This window comes from Amycolatopsis sp. NPDC004747 (assembly GCF_053601335.1).
In genome coordinates this window covers 334,805-352,682 of sequence record NZ_JBSGBQ010000004.1, presented here as the reverse complement: position 1 = coordinate 352,682, position 17,878 = coordinate 334,805, and the positions used below count along the sequence as shown (strand labels likewise).

Sequence of the window (17,878 nt, the reverse complement as noted above, 5' to 3'; positions counted from 1 at the left end):
CTCAGGCGGCCATTTCCGCCGAGACGAACCGGGCCAGCGACCCGACCGACTCGAAGTGGCTCATTTCGAGGTTCTCGGCGTCGAATTCGATGCCCAGCGCCTCTTCCAGCTGCATCAGCAGTTCCAGCACGCCGGTGGAGTCGAGGCCGGCGTCCGCGAGCCGGGTCTCCGGGCCGAGGTCGGCGACCTCCGCCTCCAGGACGGACTCGAGTGCGGCGCAGATCCCCGCGACCACGCGGTCGTCCAGGACCTCCGTCGATTCAGCCACGGCTTCCGTCACTTTGGCTCACCATTCCCTTCGTGAAGACAGCAGTCATTACCCACGGGCCCGGAACCGGGCCCCGAGTTCTTTCTTTCCGGTGTGTCGCGTCCTTACCCGGCGACGACCCGGTCGAGCAGGGCGAGGCCGCGGGCTTCGCGCCGCCGCAGGCCCCGGGAGGTGCGCAGCGGGTCCCAGCCGGGCTCGCGCTCCGGGAGCAGCTCGGGGTTCCCCAGTGCCCCCTCCGCGAGCACCGGACGGCCGAGGATCGTCGAAGCGCACAACGCGCCCCCGGTGGCGACCCCCACGATCCCGCCCCCGTGCAAGATGCTCTGGCCGGTCAGGTAGAGACCGTCGATGCCGGAATCGATATCCGGCCGTTGCCCGACGCGGCCCCAGGTCTGCAGGCCGTAGGCGCTGCCCCCGGTCGAAAGCGTGTAGCGCTCCTGGGTCAGCGGCGTCGACGTCTCGGCGTGCACGAGGTGCTTGCGGAACGGGCCGATCGCCGCCTCGGCGAGGTCCAGCATCTGTTCGGTCAGCCGGTTCTTCGCGCCGAGGTAGCCGGGTTCGCGGCGGTACCGGGCCCCGTGCGCCGGGCCGTCGGCGAGTCCCCAGTGCGCGTAGCCGGGCGGGCAGGCCGTCATGATCTGGAAGTTCATGTGCCCCGGCGGGCACGCCGAACCCGGCACCGGGTCCTTGAGGGAGGCGAAGGACAGGAACGCGAACGGCAGCTCGTCGAGGTCGCCCGCTTCCACCCGCGCGTAGGCGGCGTCGACGTCTTCGCCGGGCCAGTACCAGATGTTCGCGCTGGGCAGCGGCAGTTCCCGGTCGAGCGCGACGTAGCAGACGGCCAGCGGCAGGCGCATCGTCGCCGTCTCCGCACGGGCCACCACCGGCTCGGGCAGGTTTTCCCGGCCACCGCACAGTTCCAGGACCGTGCGGCGGTAGTCCGCATTGGACACGACGATCGGCGCGCGGTGGACCGTGCCGTCGACCAGCCGGACCCCGGCCGCCTTCCCGCCTTCGACCAGGATCTCCCCGACCCGGGTGCGGGTGAGCAGCGTGCCGCCGTGCGACTCCAGCAGCTCGACGAACGACGCGGCGATCACCTGCCCGCCACCCTCCGGGTAGTAGGCGCCGCGCAGGTAGTCGTCGAGCATCATCGTGTGCGCGACGACGAGCGTGCCGGACGGCGCGGACCCGTAGTTGCCGGACTGGGCGGCCAGGACCGTGCGCGCCCGTGCCGAAAGGCCGCAGTGGTCGAACAGCTGCGCCAGCGTGCGGCGGCTCCAGCGCACCATCACGGCCGGCACCTTCGCCGCCGGGCCCGCCGCGAAGGCGGACTGGCGGCAGGCCTGCGCGATGGCGGCGCAGATTTCGACGTAGCGGGTGAGGCCATCGGCCTCCGCGGGCAGCGCGGCCCGCAGCCGGTCGGCGTAGCGGTCCCACCCGGTCGGCACGTCCACCGTGACGCTGGGCAGGACGATCCGGTCGAACCCGTCGGGGTCCATCGGGTGGAAGCGCACCCGGTCCCCGAGGCCGAGACCCGAGAGCACCCTCGGCAGCAGGCCGTCCGGCCCGCAGTCGCCTAGGTAGTGCACCCCGACGTCGAACTGGTAGGCACGACGGCGGCGGAACACGTGGCTGTTGCCGCCGGCGACGTCGTGCTGCTCGAGCACGAGGACGCGCATCCCGCTCGCCACCAGGTACCCGGCGCAGACGAGGCCGCCGATCCCGGAGCCGACCACGATGGCGTCCCAGCGCCCGGCGTTCTCTTCGGTGTTCACGCCCCGACGCTATGCCGGGGCGGTGACCTCGGGCTGACCGCGCGCTGACAATCCGGGGGAGGGGCTCGTCAGCGCGGCTGGGGTCCCCGGCCGCCCGAGGTCACCTATTCAGGGGCGAGCGTCGAAGGCGACGGCCTGGTGCGCAACGTGAACCACGTCGGCGCACACGTGGCCACCACCGTGAGCACGACGGCCAGCCCGAGTATCACCAGATATATCCACAACGGACCGGACGGGACGAGGCTGTCCGACACCGCCGCGCTGAAGGGCACCAGCATCGACGCCGCGACCAGCGTGCCGAGGAAGACACCGATGGCGGCCACGATCCCGGCTTCCACGGCCATCATGCGCATCACCTGCCCCCGCGTCGACCCGATGAGCCGCTGCAGCCCGAACTCCCGGCGCCGGTCCGCCGTCGCCATCACCAGCGTGTTCACCATGGAGATCGCGGCGTACACCAGCAGCAGCCCGACGATCAGGTAGTTGACCCAGGCGTTGGCCTGGACCTCAGCCAGGAACGCCTTGGTCAGCGCCTCCCGGCCGGCCACCTGCACGCCTTCGACGTCCCCGACGCGGCTGCGCAGCGACGCGAGCAGATCGCCCTCCGCCGTACCGGGCCGGGCCATGACCAGGATCCGGTCGGCCGCGCCGGCGGCCGTGTGCGGGGCAAGGGTGTCGGCCGGCATCAGCGCCGACGCCGAGGCCGCGGTGGTCCGCAGCGTCGCGACCACGTCCAAGGTGGCCCGGGATCCGTCGCCCAGCCGCATGACGATCTTCGCGCCCACCCCGACCCCGAGCCGCTGCGCGAGATCCGCGGGCAGGGCGATGGTGTTGCCGCGCAGGGCGTCCAGCTGCCCGCTCGCGACGAGGCTCCCCCACGCCTTCGCGACGCCGTCCGCCGTGATGCCGGTGAGGTCCACGCCGTCTTCGTCCTGGGTGGCGTCCGACGGCTTTTCGTTGTACCCCTTGCTGGTCACGAACGCCGTGGCCCCGCCGACGCCGGGAGCCTGCTGCACCTTGGCGATCAGGTCGGGCGGCAGGTCACCGGTCGCCGACGTCACGACGGCGTCGGCGAGCAGCGAGTCGGTGTACTGCTTTTCCGCGACCGCGACCTCCGTGGTCTGGAAGTACAGCATGAAGATCGCCAGCCCGGTGGCGAGCATGATGGGCGTGACCGCACCGGCCATCGGCATCCAGCGGGCTCGGGCGTTCAGCGAGGCCAGGTAGCCGGGCAGGCCGCCGAAGGCCCGGATCGGCCGGCGCAGCACCCCGACCAGCAGCTTGGTCAGGCCGGGGGCGAACAGCGCGACGGCGGTCGCCACCAGCGTGACGGCCGGTCCGGCCGTGCTCGCCGCCAAGGGGCCGTCGACGACGGTGATCGTCAGGTAGGCCAGCGCGACCGCGCCGATCAGGCTGGACACCCCGAGCCACAGCCGCGTCGGGGTCAGCCAGCGGGTGGGGATCGCCGTCTCCCGCATGGCTTCGACCGGACGCGTGCGGCCGGCGTAGCGGGCGGCGACGAACGCGGCGCCCCACGCCGAGCTCAGGCCCACGATCGCCGCGGCGACGACCGGGTAGAAGCCCTGCTCGAACTTGAGCACCGGCTGGATCACGCCGAAGCCGGTCAGCCGCGCGAAGAGCCAGTCGCCGAGCAGCACGCCGGGGACGATGGCCAGCGCGGTGCCGAGCGCGCCGATGATCATCGCTTCGCCGGTGATCATCCGGCTCAGCTGGCGCGGGGTCGCGCCGATCGCCCGCAGCATGGCCACTTCGCGGCGGCGCTGCTGCACCGAAAGCGTCAGGGTGCTCGCGACGACGAACATGGCGACCTGGGCCGCGAGGCCGCCGAACACGGCCGCGAGGATGATCAGCAGCTCGCCGTCGCCGGCGGCCTTCGCGAACTCGGCGGTGCCGCGGGCGTCACCGGTCAGCGTCACCGCGCGCTGGTCGCGCACCGCGGCGGCGACCTGCGCGTTGACGGTGGCGACGTCGGCACCGGGCGCGAGCTGGACGCCGAACGCGTCCACCTGCCCGGCCGCGGACCGCAGCCCGGCGGCCTCGGCGGGCGAGAAGAACACCGCGTCGGAAGCCATCAAGCGGCCGGCGTCGGCGATCCCGGTGACCTGGTAGGAGTGGACGCCGCCGCGGACGGCGATGTCCACCTTGCCGCCGACGTGCGCGCCGATCCGCCCGGCGGTGGCCGAGTCGAGCACGACTTCGCCTTCGCGGATCGGGGCCTGGCCCTCGGTCAGCCGGTACGGCGCCAGCTCCGCGGAAACCCAGCTGTGGCCGGCCTGCGTGCCGGGCACCGACGGGCCGCCGGAGTCGCCGAGCACCTCGGCGTGGAAGGAGACGTCCGGCACCACGTGGGCGACACCGGGCACGCCGCTGATCGTGCCGGCCAGGCCTTCGTCGAGCCGGACGCGCTCGGACAGCGTCGCCGTCTCGTGGTAGGCGTCTTCGCCGTGGCCGACCGTGGGCAGGTCGTAGGACTGGTTGCCCGCCACCACGATCGGCGCGGCGGCCAGCCGCTGCGGCGGGATGACGGTCCGGATGCCGGTCTCCATCAGGCCGCCGCACGCGAGCATCACGGCGGTGCCGACGAACACCGAGACGAGGGTGGCGATGAAGCCACCGGTGCGGTAGCGCAGGGTGCGCAGGACGAGGGTCAGCATCAGCGCGTCAGCTCGCTCGGCCGTCGCTCGGCGCGGGCGACCAGGCCGGTCATCCGGCGGGCCACCTCTTCGGGGTTCGGCTGCCGCAGCTCGTCGACGACGCGCCCGTCGGCGAGGAAGAGCACGCGGTCGGCGTAGGAGGCGGCCACCGGGTCGTGGGTGACCATCACGATCGTCTGCCGGGCCACGCTCGTCGCCTCCCGCAGCAGGTTCAGCACTTCCTGGGCCGAACGCGTGTCCAGCGCGCCGGTCGGCTCGTCGGCGAAGATCACTTCGGGGTGGGTGACGAGGGCGCGGGCGATCGCCACCCGCTGCTGCTGCCCGCCGGAGAGCTCGCTGGGCCGGTGGTGGCGCCGCTTGCCGAGGCCGACCTGCTCGATGACCCGGCGCACCCAGGCCGCGTCGGCCCGCCGCCCCGCCAGCCGCAGCGGCAGCGTCACGTTCTGCTCGACGTCCAGCGCGGGCAGCAGGTTGAAGGCCTGGAACACGAACCCGATCCGGTCGCGCCGCAACCGGGTCAGCTCCACCTCGCGCATCGCGCTGAGGTCGGTGCCGCCCAGCACGACCGAGCCGGACGTCGGCTTGTCCAGGCCGGCCGCGCAGTGCAGCAGCGTGCTCTTGCCCGACCCCGACGGTCCCATCACCGCGGTGAACGTGCCGGCGGTGAAGCCCGCCGTCACGTTGTCGAGCGCCAGCACCTGCGCCCCGTTCCTGCCGTACGCCTTGCGTACGGACAGCAGCCGCACGACTTCGGCCGTGTCGCCTTGCTGGTACATCTGCGGCTCCCCTGCGCGTCCTTCGTTCTTTACCGCGACCACGTTACGAAGCCGGGGCGCCGTTTCCGAGGGTGCTAGGGAGCGGAAGTTTGCGGGGGTTAGCACTACCGCGGAGAACGGCCCCGCCTGCGCATAATGGGCGCCATGACTAGCGGAAGCCCGGTCGCGGCGATGACGCGGTCGCTGCTGCGCGACGGCGGCCTGGCGACGCTGCGCGGCGGCGCGCTCGCCGTGGTGGCGGTGACCGAACTCGTGGTGTTCGTCGTCGTGGTCACCGCCGGTTCGCTGATCGGCGTGGGCGTGGGACTGTTCGTGCTGCCCCCGGCGGTGTTGCTGATGCGGTCGCTGACCGACCGGGTCCGCGCGTCGGCCGACGCGTGGTCGGGCGTGCGGATCCCGTCCCCGTACCTGCCGGAGCCGGCCGGGAGCACCCCGGTGCGCCGCTGCCACCACCTGCTCGGCGACCGCGCGAACTGGCGCGACGCGCTGTGGCTGCTGGTCGACAGCTCACTCGGCATCCTGCTCACGCTCACCCCGCTGCTGCTGATCCTGCACGGGATCCGCGGGCTCACGATGCCGTTCCTGGTCGGGACCGAAGCGGCGGAGTGGCTCGGCACCTGGTACGTCGTGCTCCCGGTGGACGACCGGCCGACGGCCTGGTTCGCCGCCATCCTCGGCCTGGCGCACTTCCCGCTCGCGCTGTGGAGCGCACCGCACCTGCTGAAGCTGCACGCGCGGCTCGCGGCGACGCTGCTGGCGCCGACCGAGGTGACCCGGCTGACGAACCGCGTGCAGCACCTGGCGGAAAGCCGGGACGACGCCGTGGGTTCGCAGGCGACCGAGCTGCGCCGCATCGAGCGCGACCTGCACGACGGCGCCCAGACGCACCTCGTCGCGATGGGGATGACGCTCGACGCCGCCATGCGCGTGCTCGATTCGCACCCCGAAGCGGCCCGGTCCCTGATGGACGAGGCGAAGAACAGTTCGGCCAAGGCGTTGCAGCAGCTGCGCGACCTCGTCCGCGGCATCCAGCCGCCGGTGCTGGTCGACCGCGGGATCGCGGACGCGATCCGCACCCTGGCCATCGAAAACCCGCTGCGCATCGAGACGACGATCGACCTGCCCGGCCGGCCTTCGCTGGCGGTGGAGACCGCCGCGTACTTCTCGGTGTCCGAACTGCTGAACAACGCGATGAAGCACTCCGGCGCGGACAGCGGCGCGATCAACGTCCACTACGAGTTCGGCCGGCTGGTGATCAACGTCAGCGACAACGGCCGCGGCGGCGCGAACACCGAGGGCGGCTCGGGACTGCGCGGCATCGAGAAGCGGCTCGCCCCGCTCGACGGCTTCGTCACCATCCTCAGCCCGCTCGGCGGCCCGACCATGGTGACGATCGAGATCCCCTGCGGTCTGGCGCCTTGATCAGTGCTTCAGGTACGCGAGCACCGCCAGCACCCGCCGGTTGGCGTCTTCGGACTGCGGCAGGTTCAGCTTGGCGAGGATGTTGTTGATGTGCTTGGAAACGGCCTTCTCCGAGACCACCAGCACGCCCGCGATGTTGCTGTTGGACCGGCCTTCGGCCATCAGCTTGAGGACCTCGCGCTCGCGGGCCGTCAGCCGCTCCAGGCGGTCGTCGCGGGTGTTGTGGGTCAGCAGCCGGGTCACCACGTCCGGGTCCATCACCGTGCCTCCGAGGGCGACCTGGCGGACGGCGTCCACGAACTGGTCGCCGTGGAACACGCGGTCCTTGAGCAGGTAGCCGACCGAACCCTCGCCGTCGGCGAGGAGTTCGTCGGCGTACAGCCGTTCCACGTACTGCGAAAGGACGAGCACCGGGAAGCCCTGGATCCGGCGGCGCGCTTCGATCGCGGCGCGCAGGCCTTCGTCGGTGAACGACGGCGGCAGCCGGATGTCGACGATCGCGATGTCCGGCCGTTCGCGCAGCATGGCTTCCAGCAGGTCCGGCCCGTTGTCCACGGCCGCGCTGACCTCGAATTCGTGCGCCTCCAGCAGCCGCACCAGGCCGTCCCGGAGCAGGAACTGGTCTTCTCCGATGACCACGCGCACGTTTGTCCGTCCCCCGCTTCGAGCCCGACTACGACGACACCCATCTTAGGGCCGCGTCAATCGGATCCGGCGGCCACCACGCAGATCCCCAGCGCACCGCGGCGCGGGTCGTAGTCGGCCAGCAGCACCGATTCGGCGGCCGGAGCGGCCACGAGCGGCGCCCAGAGCCCGGTGCACGGGAATCCGGGCGGTGCCACGATCGCGTCCGGCGGGCAGCCCAGCGCGGCGAGCCCGCGGCCGACGACGACGGTGTCCGCCGGCTCGAAGCCCGGCAGGGCGCCGGGCACCGCTTCGGGTTCGTAGCCGACGCGGACCGTCCGGGAGCCACCGGTCTCGAACAGCAGGGCGGTCGCGGCGTCGCCGATCCGGTCCGGGGTGTCGTACGGCGTGACACCCTGGTCCATGATCAGCACCAGGACCCGCCGGTAGCCGTGGCGCCGGGTGTAGGAGCCGGCGATCCGCAGCGCGGTGAACGGGGCCAGGCTGCCCTGCCCCGAAACGGAAAACACCAGCGGGTTGCCGGGCAGCACGGCGGTGAGGTTCACCGGCGCCGAGAGCCGCGGGTCGAATTCGGGCGCCGCGTGGGCGACGATCGCGAGGTCGACCCGCTCGCCGGACAGCTGCCCGGCGAGCAGCTCGCGAGCCATCGCGAGGAAGGGGTTGCCGCGCGCCCGCGTCACCCGGCCGGGCCGGAAGCCGATGTCGTGCCCGCGGCTGAGGTCGGCGAAGTACCGGTGCAGCGCGGGGACGTCGATCTCCCGTTCGCCCGGCCCGAATTCACGCCGGGTCGCCAGCGCCAGGCGCAGCGGCAGGGGCTGCAGGCCCGGCGCGGGCGCGGTGGACAAGGTGGTCGCGGACGCGCGGTACATCGGCTAGCGCTCCGCACCCACCGCGACCGGCGCGGCGAACTCGTGCAGGTGCTGGCGGCGCAACAGGTCCGCGGGCTCGTCCCGCTCGCTGACCAGGTAGTGCTGTCCGTTGTGGACGATCACCTCGGCCGGGTAGCCGTGGCTGAGGAACAGCACCGGGGACGCCGTCGGGCCGTAGGCACCGGACCGCGTGACGCCGATCAGGTCGCCGGGGCGGACCGGCGGCAGCGCGGCCTTCTTGGCGAGCACGTCGTTGGGCGTGCACAGCGGCCCGGTGATCTGCCAGGTTTCGGTGGCGGGCTCGTCGATGCGGTTGAGCAACCGGATCGGGAAGTCGCGCTTGACGTAGGAGCCGATGCCGACGGCGGCCATGTGGTGGTTCGTGCCGCCGTCGGCGACGGCGAAGTTCTGGCCCAGCGAAGTCTTGGTGTAGCGGACGCGGACGACGTAGGTCCCGGCCGTGGCGGCCAGGTACCGGCCGAGCTCCATGACCAGCCGCGTCGCCGGGTGCCGCCGCGCGAACTCGTCGATCACCGGGTTCAGCATCGAGGCGAGCCGGTCGCGGTCGAGGTCCTTCTCGCCGTCGAAGTACGCCACGCCGAGGCCACCGCCGACGTCGACCATCTCGAGCGGGAACCCCAGCTGCCGCGAAACCCGTTCGGCCAGCTCGAAGATGCGCCGGGTGTTCTCGACGATCGGCTCCTCGTCGAGGATCCGGGTGCCCATGTAGACCTGCACGCCCATCAGCCGCAGGTGCGGGTGCCGCTCCACCAGGTCGGTCGCGGCGAGCAGCTGCTCTTCGTCGATGCCGAACTGGCGCGGCTTGCCGCCCATGGTCAGGCCCGAGCCCTTGACCGCGAAGCTCGGGTTCACCCGCAACGCGACGCGCGCTTCGATGCCGCGTTCTCGCGCGAGTCCGTCGAGCATCGCCAGTTCGCCGAACGATTCACAGACGACGGTGTAGACGCCTTCGTCCAGGCAGGCGGCCAGTTCCGCGGCGCTCTTGCCGGGGCCGAGGAAGATGATGTCCTCGCCGGCGACCCCGGCGCGCCGCGCGGTGATCAGCTCGGCCATCGACGACACCTCGGCCCGCGCGCCGTGGGCGTGCAGCAGCGCGCACACCGAGATGTTCGGGTTGGACTTCAGCGAATAGAAGATTTCCAGCCGCGGGTGCAGTTGTCCGCGCAGGCCCAGCAGCCGGCCGCCCAGTTCGTCGCCGTCGTAGACGAAGAGCGGGGTGCCGTACCGCTCCGCGAGCTCGGCGATGCCGACCCCGGAGATCTCGAATTCGACACTCATGCAGCGCTCCTCATTTCCGGAAGACCATGGCGGAGAACGTCGACCCCAGGCCGACGGAAATCATCAGGTAGCAGGCGCCGGGCGCGATCAGCCCGAGGCCGTTGGCGGCGTGGTAGTTGAGAAAGGGGTCGGCGCAGAAGCAGTGCCCGGTCACCCCGACGTTCCGCAGGAAGATCTTCGAACGCGGGATGCCGAGCGCCGCGCTCGCGCGGACCCAGGAGATCTTGTTGACGTTGTGCGGCAGCACGAGGTCGATGTCGTCGACGGTCAGCCCGGCGGCCGCCACGGCTTCCCGCGCGACGTCGGCGACCGCGCCGGGGTAGATCTGCCGGAACTCGGCGGCCTGCTCGTCGTCGAGGATGACTTCGCCGCCCGGGCCGCCGAGGGTGGTGGTGGCGTAGCCGAGCAGGGTGTCGGAGTCTTCCCCCGGCCCGACGAGCACCGCGGCGGTGGCCTCGCCCATGATCGCGGTGTCGGGGATGACCTGCGCGGAGTGGGTGAAGGCCTTCTCGCCGGTGAGGACGAGGGCGAGCGCGTCGGGATCGCCGTCGGCGGCCAGCAGCGTGCCGCACAGGTCGACGGCCAGCAGCCCGGAGGCGCAGGCGTGGTCGGTGAGGGTGAACAGGGTCGCGTGGGTGAGCCCGAGCACCTCCCGCACGTCGACCATCGGATCGACCGGGTACGGGTTCGCGGCGGGCATCGTCTTGGCCCGCACGACGTACCGGACGCGCTCTTCCCGGCCACGCAGGGAATCGAGCTTGCTGACCGCGCCGAGCACCATGTCCGCTTCGGATTCCTCCGACCGGCAGACCCGATCCAGCCCGTACATCCGCCGGAACCGGCGCACCTGCCCGGAGTCGAGCGCCAGCTCGTCCTGCAGCGCTTCGATCGGGACGGTCGTCGGCACGTAGGTGGACACCGCAACCAGCGAAGTCATCGCGCCGTCAACTCCTGTCGGGGTTCGCCACCGCTTTTCTCGGACCGCTCAAGAATCGCGGCGCACGCTGACCGGGCACTGACGGCAGGCTGACCGCGCTCAGGCGCGCACCTTCCGGCGCGCCGGGCGCGTTTCCGCCAGCGCGGCCGACGCTTCCGCCAGCGCGGCCTCGTCGGCCAGCTCCCGCGCCAGCTTCACCGCCCGCTCGTGGTGCGACACCGCTTCGGCGGTGTGCCCGAGCGCCGCGTGGACCCGGCCCAGTGCCGTGGTGGCCATGCGCTCCCACCAGCGGTCGCCGACCTCCTGGGCCAGGGTGACCGCCTGGCGGAGGCAGTTCGCCGCCTCCGGGGTGTCGCCCTCGGCGTGGCGGACCATGCCCAATCCCGTCAGCGCCATGCTTTCGCCCCACCGGTCCCCCGCCGCACGGGCGTCCTCCAGGCCGCGTTCGAGGTGGCGGCGGGCGTGCCGGGGGGACGCCGTGAAGCCCAGGCCGATGGCCGCCAGTGCGGCGCCCCAGCGGTCGCCCACCTCGTGGGCGAGGTCCAGGCCGCGCTGGAAGTCCGCCGCGCTCTCCGCCCGGCGGCCCGCGTGGTAGTGCAGGTCGCCGAGGCCCACCAGGGCTCGTGCTTCGCCACAGCGGTCGCCGGTCGCGGCGTACAGCTCCACCGCGCGGCGGTGGTGGGCGAGCGCTTCGTCGTGGCTGCCGCCGCGGGCGTGGATGAAGCCCAGGTGGTTGTGGGTCTTGGCCTGGCCCCACTCGTCTTCGTTCGCCCGGTCGAGCGCCAGTGCGAGGTGGTGCTGGCCGACCGCCTCCGCGAAGTCGCCGCTGCGCCAGTGGCCGAGGCCCAGGTTCTTGCGCAGCTCCGCTTCCGCCGCCCGGTCGCCCAGGTCACGGACCACCGTCAAGGCGAGCCGGTGCGTCCGGATCCAGTCGTGCACGTGCCCGCGGACGAAGTAGAACCGCCACAGCGTCTGGACGAGCTGCCAGCAGTGGTGCGGCCGGTCCCGGCCGGCCGCCGCCGCGGCGACCGCGGCGAGGGTGGCCCGCTCGGCCTCCAGCCAGGCGAGCGCCGCCGCGGCGGAGCCGAACTCCGGCGCGCACGCCGGCGGGGAGCCGGCCGGCGGGAACCGTTTCCTGGTCGGCTCCAGCACGTCGGCCGCGCGCCCGGCGACGTGCAGGTAGTAGTCGAACATCCGGCTCGCCGCCGCCTCCCGGGCGGCGGCGGGGCCGGCCAGTGCGGTGGCGCGGGCGTGGTCGCGGATCAGGTCGTGGAACCGGTAGCGCCCGAGCGCGGGCTGGGCCAGCAGGTGGACGTCGACCAGTTCTTCGAGGAGCCGTTCGGTTTCGCGCGGTTCGCGGCCGGTGATCGCCGCGGCGGCGAAGGCGTCGACGTCGGTTCCGGGGAATTCGCCGAGCAGCCGGAACAACCGCTGCTGCGGCTCGGTGAGCTGGCGGTAGGAGAGGGTGAACGCCGCCCCGACGCCGCGGTCGCCGGTGCTGAGCTCGGCCAGCCGCCGGTGCTCGTCGCGCAGCAGGCAGGCCAGGTACGTCACCGTCCACAGCGGACGGTCGCGGAGCCGGGCGGCGGCGATGCGCAGCGCGAGCGGCAGGTAGCCGCAGAGCCGGGCGATCTCGCCGACCGCCGGGTCGTTCCCCGTGCGGTCCTCGCCGGCGACCCGGGTGATCAGCTGCGCGGCTTCGGCCGGGGCGAGGACGTCCAGCGACAGCGTGGTGACGGCGTCGATGCTGGTCAGCCGGGCCCGGCTGGTGATCAGCACGAGCGAGCCCGGGCCGCCGGGCAGCAGCGGGCGCACCTGGGCGGCGTCGGCCGCGTCGTCGAGCACCACCAGCGCGTTGCGGCCCACCAGCAGCGACCGCCAGAGCGCGGCGCGCTGGTCCAGCCGTTCGGGGATCCGGGCGCCGTCCACGCCGAGCTGGCGCAGCAGCGAATCGAGCGCGGCCTCGGGCGCGAGGGGGCCGTCCGAGCCGTGGGCGTGCAGGTCGGCGAACAGCTGGCCGTCCGGGAAGCGGTCGGCGAACCGGTGGCCGAGGTGGACGGCCAGCGCGGTCTTGCCGACGCCCGCCATCCCGCAGAGGCCGTACACCGCGGCCCGGCCGGCGGCGCCGGCCAGCCGGACGGTCTCGGCCGCGCGGCCGACGAAGTGGTCGACGTCGCGCGGGAGGTAGTTGCTGCTGCCGAACGGCCGGGCCGCGGCGGGCACCTCCTGGCGCAGGACGTGCAGCTGGGCCGCCCGGACCTCCGGCCCCGGCTCGATGCCGAGTTCGCTCGCCAGCCGTGCGTGCAGGGCGTCGAACAGCGCGAGGGCGGCCGCCTGCTGCCCGCTGCCGGCGAGCGCGACCATCAGCCGCGCGTGCAGGCCCTCGTGCAGCGGTTCGTCGTCGCGCACGGTCTCCAGCTGGGCGACGACCTCGTCGTGCCGCCCGAGCGCGATCCCCGCGTCGGCGTGGGCGAGAGCGGCGGACAACCGCCGCCGGGAAAGGGCGGCCACGGTGGTGTGCTGCTGCAGGGCGTCGTGCCCGGCGAGCACCGGGCCGCGCCAGCAGCCCATCGCCTCGTCGAGGGCGCGGAAGGCCCCCTCGACGTCGCCGACGGCCCGCGCGGCCTTGGCCTCGTCGAGCCGGGCGTCGAACCGCAGGACGTCGAGCTGCTCGGGCGCCCCTTCGAGCCGGTAGCCGCCGTGGCCGGTGGCCTCCAGCCGCAGCTGCGGGTGCAGCAGGGCCCGCAACCGGCGCACCGCGCTGCCGATCAGGTCGAGGTGGGACCGGGGCGGCCGGCCGCCCCAGAGGACCTCGACGATGTCGTCCACGGCGACCGGCCGGTTCGGCTGCAGGGCCAGCAGGCCGAGCAGCCGCGCCCACCGCGTGTTGCCGAGGTGCTGCTGCCGGCCGTGGGCCTCGAGGAGCAGCGGCCCGAGCACCCCGACCCGGGTGGTGGCCCCGGCCGGCGCACCGGGCCGCGGTTCGAGCGCGGCGACCAGCTGGCGGATCGACGCCTTCCGCGGGTTCCGCGTCCGGCCTTGTTCGAGGTAGCGCACGGCCCGCACGCTGACGCCGGCGCGCCGCGCGAGTTCGGCCTGCGTGATGCCCAGTTCACCCCGGCGCCGCCGGAGCAGCGCCGAGAACGGCTCCCCGGCCGCGGCGGCGCGCTCGGTGTGCGGATGGCCTCCCCTGCCCGTGTCCACTCACCCGATTCTGCCAGCGCCGCGGCGCTCGTGCCGGGGACCGGTCACCGCGGGTACGACCAAGGGCAGGCAGCCCACCCGATCGGCCGAGTGCGGGCGGCCGGCGTCCCACGCGCCGGAGCGCCAGCGGGACCATCCATTGTGGAGCGATCGAGCTCAGACGGACGGCTGCCCGAAGGCCTTCAGCAGCAGCCGGTGCAACGTCTCCCGCTCCCCCGGGCTCAGCGGGGCGAGCAGTTCACCGGTCACCGCGCTCGAGACCTCCTCGACCTCACCCACGGTGGCCTGGCCGCGCTCGGTGAGCGTGAGGACGTGCCGGCGGCGGTCCTCGGTGTCCCGCTCCCGCGACACCCGGCCGGCGGCCTCCAGCCGGTCGAGCACCTTCACCAGGTCGCTGCGGTCGAGGCCGAGCCGGTCGGCGACGCGCTGCTGGGACAGCGGGCCCGACTCGCCGATGCAGACCAGCACGTAGTAGTCGCGCAGAGCCATCCCGTGCCCGGCCAGCACCGGGTCGATCCGGCCGACGCCGCGGCGGTGCAGCTGGCCCATCACGTAGGTGGGCGAGCGCAGCAACGCGCGCGGCCGGTCGGGCGAGGAAGCGGGCATGCCGGCGAGCATAGGGGCGCTCGCGGGCCGGCACAATTGCGGGAAAGTCCCGCAATCGGGCCCCACCCGCCGCCGGAAACCGGCCGGACGGCTCCTGGCTGTCCATTGAGGACAGTGCCGGGCGCCGCGCACCGGCCGGTTCCGGCGGACGGTCAGTGGATTTCCGTGGCGTAGCCGCCGTCGATGGCCAGTGTCGCGCCGGTGATGTTGCCCGCCACCCGGTCACTGGCCAGGAACGCCACCAGGTTCGCCACCTCCGCGGGCCGGGTGAACCGGCCGGTGGCGGCGTGCCCGGCGGCCTCCTCGGCCACCGCGTCCGGGTTCGCCCCCGTCGCCGTCGCGAGCGTTTCGGCCACCCCGCCGGCACCGAGCCACAGGTCCGTCGCGACCGGGCCCGGATTGATCGCGTTGGCGCGGATGCCGCGTGGCCCGAACTCCTTCGACAGCGACTTCGTGAAGTTGACCAGCGCCGCTTTCGCCGCGCTGTAGTCGATGACGCCGGGGTCGGGCAGCACCGCGTTGACCGAGGCGACCGTGACGACGCTCCCCCGGCCCGCGGTCACCATCGTCGGCAGCACCGCGCGGGTGGCGCGGACCGCGCTCAGCAGGTTCAGCGTCACCGACCGCGTCCACTCGTCGTCGGTGACCAGCAGGAAGCCGTTCGGCCGCGGGGTGACGGCGCCGACGTTGTTGACCAGGACGTCGATCCGCCCGAACTCGGCCAGCGCCAGCTCGGCGAGCCGGCCCGGGCCGTCGGCGGTGCCGAGGTCGACGGCGAGCGCGTGCGCCTTGCCCGCCTGGACGAGGGCTTCCAGGTCCGGCCCCGGGACGCGCGCACCGGCCACGACGTGGGCGCCTTCCGCGACCAGGGTTTCGGTGACGGCCAGGCCGATGCCGCGGCTGGCTCCGGTGACGACCGCGACCGCGCCGTCCAGTCCCAGGTCCACCGGCTAGACCCCCTGCTCGCGCAGCCAGCCGAGCACGGCGTCGGCGACCTCGCGCCAGCCGCTGTCGATGGTCAGCGAGTGGCCGCGGCCCTCGAACTGCTTCAGCTCGGTGACCGCCGCGGAGTCCCGGTACTGCTTGAAGGTCGAGCGGGTGACGACGTCGGGGACGGTGTGGTCGGCGGTGCCGGAGATCAGCAGGAGCGGGCCGCGGTCCGCGCGGCCGGTGTCGACCGCGGCCTGGGAGTGCAGCACGAAGTTCGCGGCGGCGGCCTGGAACAGCGGCCGGGCCGGCGACGGGATCGTCCAGCGCCGGTACAGCTCCGCCGATTCGTCGTCGCTCAGCGCGTTGCCGAAGCCGAACCGGAACTCCTTTTCGGTCAGCGACACCGCGCGGTGGAGGTTCGCGGGGTTGCCCAGTGCCGGCAGGCCCGCGCGCAACTGGGCCAGCGGCAGCGGCAGGACGCCCTTGATCTGCGCGGGATCGATGGCGACGCCGGCGCGGCCGATCCCCTGCCCCAGCAGCTTCTCGGTGATCAGCCCGCCGAAGGAGTGCCCGATAAGCACCGGCGGCCGCTCGAGGCCGGCGATGACCGACGCGTAGTGCTCGGTCGCCTCGTCGATGGTGATGTCGGCGACGGCGTCCGGGTTCGCCCGGGCCAGCTCGACGGTTTCCGGCTCGTGCGGCCAGCCCGGCGCGACGGGCGCGTACCCGGCCGCCCGGAAGTGCTCGATCCAGGGTTCCCACGAGGTGGCGTGCAGCCACAGCCCGTGGATGAACACGACGGGGGTGCCCGGCTCGGCCATCGGATCCTCCAGTTCGCCCGGTTCCCTTCGAAACCGCGGTCCCCGTAGCCAACCCGATCGGCGGGCCGGCGTCCAAGACCTGTTGCGCCCGGATCGATAGCCGTGGTGGCATCGTCGGCGTGGACCTCGACCTCCGGCTGGTGCGGTACTTCGTCACCCTCGCCGACGAACTGCACTTCGGCCGGGCCGCGGCCAAGCTCTTCATCAGCCAGCCGACGCTGTCCAAGCAGATCCGCAAGCTCGAAGCCGACGTCGGCGGCGCCCTGCTGGTCCGCGACAGCCGCCACGTGGCCCTCACCCCGCGCGGCGAACGGTTCCTGCAGCTGGCCCGGCAGCTGCTGGCGACGGCGGACCTGATGCTGCGCGAGCCCGCCCCGCACCACGTGCGGATCGCCCACATCTTCGAGCTGGACACCAGCCGGGTGGTCGCGGACGCCTTCCACACGGCCCACCCCGGCGTCCGGCTCGTCCAGAGCCAGATGGACAGTGCCCGCCAGCTCGCGGCGCTGCTCGAGGACCAGCTCGACGTCGCGATCATCCGCGTCACCCAGGCGATGCAGGCGGCGAACCCGGCGGGCTGGCAGCACAAGCTGCTGCGGCTGGAGCCGTTCCGCCTGGTCGGCCGCCCGGGCGACCCACGCCGGCCGTCGGTGTCGGTGCACGAGCGTCCCCTCGAGGTCTTCGCGGACGCACCCGGCACGGCGCTGTACAACGTCCACGGCCGGTACCTGAGTTCGCTGGAGCAGCACACCGGGCTGGCCCTGCGCTGGCTGGGCAACCCGGGCACGTTCGACACCTGCCACGCGGCCCTCACGCGCGCGCCGGACAGCGCTTACCTGCTGGAGTTCGACAGCTACGCCCGGCGGTACGGCGAGCTCGGCATCCCGGCGTACCGGCCGCGGGAGCTGCAGCCGGTGTACCCGTGGTCGCTGGCCTGGCGGGAGGGCGAACGGGCGGAGAGCGTCCTGGCGTTCTTGGCCGTGGCGGAGGAGACCGCCGCGCGGCGGCACTGGCGGCACCCCGAGCGGGCGGACGGGGCGCCGCTGTGGGCACCGCCGGAGGACCTCACCGTCGCCTGAGGCCTACTCGGCCAGGCGGTGCAGCACGATCATCCCGCCGTACGCGGGCTCGGCCGACCGCTCGGTGTCCGTGGACACGTACTGCTCGACGAGCGCGACGATCCCGCGCTCCAGCTCCGCCGCGTCCTCGGCGGACAGGTGGACGGCGAAGCGGAGGAAGGTGCGCACCGAGTCGGGGCCGGCCGCGCGCAGCTCCTCCTGCACCGCTTCGATGGGCGCGAAGGCCGCGTCGGCTTCGGTGTTCGGCGGGTCGTCGAGCCACCACGACCGCGCCTTGGCGCGGTAGGGCTTCTCCAGCGCGCCGCTTTCCCCGGTGCGGACGGGCGCCGGTTCGAGCAGGCGCGCCTCCAGCAGCTGCCGCACGTGGTACAGGATCGTCCCGGGGTCGCGCCCGAGCCGGTCGGCCAGCTGCTTGTTCGTCAGCTCGCCCTGCCAGCAGAGCCGCAGGATGCGCAGCCGCAGCGGGTGGGCCAGGGCCTTCGCCTCGCTCACCGTCGCCTCGCGCCGCGGCATCGACGCGGAAGCACCTCCGGGATCAGCCATGGGCGAAGCCTAGTGCACACTGATGG

15 protein-coding genes are annotated in these 17,878 nt (G+C 73.3%); 2 read left to right on the top strand and 13 right to left on the bottom strand.

Annotated elements, in window-relative coordinates:
- Position 1 precedes the first annotated feature (1 nt).
- The 4 genes from ACWEGE_RS08435 to ACWEGE_RS08420 form a co-directional block, all read right to left on the bottom strand.
- On the bottom strand, positions 2 to 268 hold the full coding sequence (locus tag ACWEGE_RS08435) for an acyl carrier protein (protein WP_244210627.1): 267 nt from the start codon (positions 266 to 268) through the stop codon (positions 2 to 4).
- 104 nt (positions 269 to 372) lie between these two features.
- Positions 373 to 2,046: a phytoene desaturase family protein gene (locus ACWEGE_RS08430; RefSeq protein WP_449659779.1), complete on the bottom strand. Its 1,674-nt coding sequence runs from the start codon at positions 2,044 to 2,046 to the stop codon at positions 373 to 375.
- A gap of 104 nt (positions 2,047 to 2,150) precedes the next feature.
- Positions 2,151 to 4,721 (bottom strand): FtsX-like permease family protein, encoded by a 2,571-nt coding sequence (locus tag ACWEGE_RS08425; protein WP_449659778.1) that lies wholly within the window; start codon positions 4,719 to 4,721, stop codon positions 2,151 to 2,153.
- Positions 4,721 to 5,497: an ABC transporter ATP-binding protein gene (locus tag ACWEGE_RS08420; protein WP_449659777.1), complete on the bottom strand. Its 777-nt coding sequence runs from the start codon at positions 5,495 to 5,497 to the stop codon at positions 4,721 to 4,723. Before ACWEGE_RS08420 ends, ACWEGE_RS08425 begins: the two co-directional genes overlap by 1 nt.
- Positions 5,498 to 5,641: 144 nt before the next feature.
- Between ACWEGE_RS08420 and ACWEGE_RS08415 the strand changes: the two genes are divergently transcribed.
- Positions 5,642 to 6,919: a sensor histidine kinase gene (locus ACWEGE_RS08415; protein WP_449659776.1), complete on the top strand. Its 1,278-nt coding sequence runs from the start codon at positions 5,642 to 5,644 to the stop codon at positions 6,917 to 6,919.
- Here ACWEGE_RS08415 and ACWEGE_RS08410 read toward each other — a convergent pair whose 3' ends face one another.
- The 8 genes from ACWEGE_RS08410 to ACWEGE_RS08375 all read right to left on the bottom strand — a co-directional run bounded on the left by ACWEGE_RS08410 (position 6,920) and on the right by ACWEGE_RS08375 (position 16,230).
- Positions 6,920 to 7,564 (bottom strand): LuxR C-terminal-related transcriptional regulator, encoded by a 645-nt coding sequence (locus ACWEGE_RS08410; RefSeq protein ID WP_176176690.1) that lies wholly within the window; start codon positions 7,562 to 7,564, stop codon positions 6,920 to 6,922.
- 56 nt (positions 7,565 to 7,620) lie between these two features.
- A complete protein-coding gene (locus ACWEGE_RS08405) occupies positions 7,621 to 8,433 on the bottom strand; it encodes a hypothetical protein (RefSeq protein ID WP_449659775.1) in 813 nt (270 codons plus the stop codon).
- Positions 8,434 to 8,436: 3 nt separating this feature from the next.
- Positions 8,437 to 9,732, bottom strand: coding sequence for a diaminopimelate decarboxylase (lysA, locus tag ACWEGE_RS08400; RefSeq protein WP_449659774.1), 1,296 nt, complete (start codon positions 9,730 to 9,732; stop codon positions 8,437 to 8,439).
- Positions 9,733 to 9,742: 10 nt separating this feature from the next.
- Positions 9,743 to 10,669 carry a 3-oxoacyl-[acyl-carrier-protein] synthase III C-terminal domain-containing protein gene (locus tag ACWEGE_RS08395; protein WP_449659773.1) on the bottom strand — a complete coding sequence of 309 codons (927 nt, stop codon included), beginning with the start codon at positions 10,667 to 10,669 and terminating at the stop codon, positions 9,743 to 9,745.
- Positions 10,670 to 10,768: 99 nt separating this feature from the next.
- Positions 10,769 to 13,873: a BTAD domain-containing putative transcriptional regulator gene (locus ACWEGE_RS08390; RefSeq protein ID WP_449659772.1), complete on the bottom strand. Its 3,105-nt coding sequence runs from the start codon at positions 13,871 to 13,873 to the stop codon at positions 10,769 to 10,771.
- A 156-nt stretch (positions 13,874 to 14,029) separates the two neighbouring features.
- Positions 14,030 to 14,479, bottom strand: coding sequence for a MarR family winged helix-turn-helix transcriptional regulator (locus tag ACWEGE_RS08385; RefSeq protein ID WP_449659771.1), 450 nt, complete (start codon positions 14,477 to 14,479; stop codon positions 14,030 to 14,032).
- Between the two features lie 152 nt (positions 14,480 to 14,631).
- Complete coding sequence (locus tag ACWEGE_RS08380) at positions 14,632 to 15,426, bottom strand: SDR family NAD(P)-dependent oxidoreductase (RefSeq protein WP_449659770.1); 795 nt, start codon at positions 15,424 to 15,426, stop codon at positions 14,632 to 14,634.
- 3 nt (positions 15,427 to 15,429) lie between these two features.
- Positions 15,430 to 16,230 (bottom strand): alpha/beta hydrolase, encoded by an 801-nt coding sequence (locus ACWEGE_RS08375; protein ID WP_449659769.1) that lies wholly within the window; start codon positions 16,228 to 16,230, stop codon positions 15,430 to 15,432.
- 119 nt (positions 16,231 to 16,349) lie between these two features.
- Here ACWEGE_RS08375 and ACWEGE_RS08370 point away from each other — a divergent pair, with 119 nt between their 5' ends.
- Positions 16,350 to 17,309: a LysR family transcriptional regulator gene (locus ACWEGE_RS08370; RefSeq protein WP_449659768.1), complete on the top strand. Its 960-nt coding sequence runs from the start codon at positions 16,350 to 16,352 to the stop codon at positions 17,307 to 17,309.
- A 3-nt stretch (positions 17,310 to 17,312) separates the two neighbouring features.
- Here ACWEGE_RS08370 and ACWEGE_RS08365 read toward each other — a convergent pair whose 3' ends face one another.
- Positions 17,313 to 17,852: an ArsR/SmtB family transcription factor gene (locus ACWEGE_RS08365; RefSeq protein WP_449659767.1), complete on the bottom strand. Its 540-nt coding sequence runs from the start codon at positions 17,850 to 17,852 to the stop codon at positions 17,313 to 17,315.
- Positions 17,853 to 17,878 lie beyond the last annotated feature (26 nt).

Excerpts from the sequence above, each read along its gene's own strand:
- ACWEGE_RS08425 (WP_449659778.1), bottom strand. The coding sequence starts at position 4,721 with ATGCTGACCCTCGTCCTGCGCACCCTGCGCTACCGCACCGGTGGCTTC.
- ACWEGE_RS08420 (WP_449659777.1), bottom strand. The coding sequence starts at position 5,497 with ATGTACCAGCAAGGCGACACGGCCGAAGTCGTGCGGCTGCTGTCCGTA.
- ACWEGE_RS08415 (WP_449659776.1), top strand. The coding sequence starts at position 5,642 with ATGACTAGCGGAAGCCCGGTCGCGGCGATGACGCGGTCGCTGCTGCGC.
- ACWEGE_RS08405 (WP_449659775.1), bottom strand. The coding sequence starts at position 8,433 with ATGTACCGCGCGTCCGCGACCACCTTGTCCACCGCGCCCGCGCCGGGC.
- lysA (WP_449659774.1), bottom strand. The coding sequence starts at position 9,732 with ATGAGTGTCGAATTCGAGATCTCCGGGGTCGGCATCGCCGAGCTCGCG.
- ACWEGE_RS08395 (WP_449659773.1), bottom strand. The coding sequence starts at position 10,669 with ATGACTTCGCTGGTTGCGGTGTCCACCTACGTGCCGACGACCGTCCCG.
- ACWEGE_RS08385 (WP_449659771.1), bottom strand. The coding sequence starts at position 14,479 with ATGCCCGCTTCCTCGCCCGACCGGCCGCGCGCGTTGCTGCGCTCGCCC.
- ACWEGE_RS08375 (WP_449659769.1), bottom strand. The coding sequence starts at position 16,230 with ATGGCCGAGCCGGGCACCCCCGTCGTGTTCATCCACGGGCTGTGGCTG.
- ACWEGE_RS08365 (WP_449659767.1), bottom strand. The coding sequence starts at position 17,852 with ATGGCTGATCCCGGAGGTGCTTCCGCGTCGATGCCGCGGCGCGAGGCG.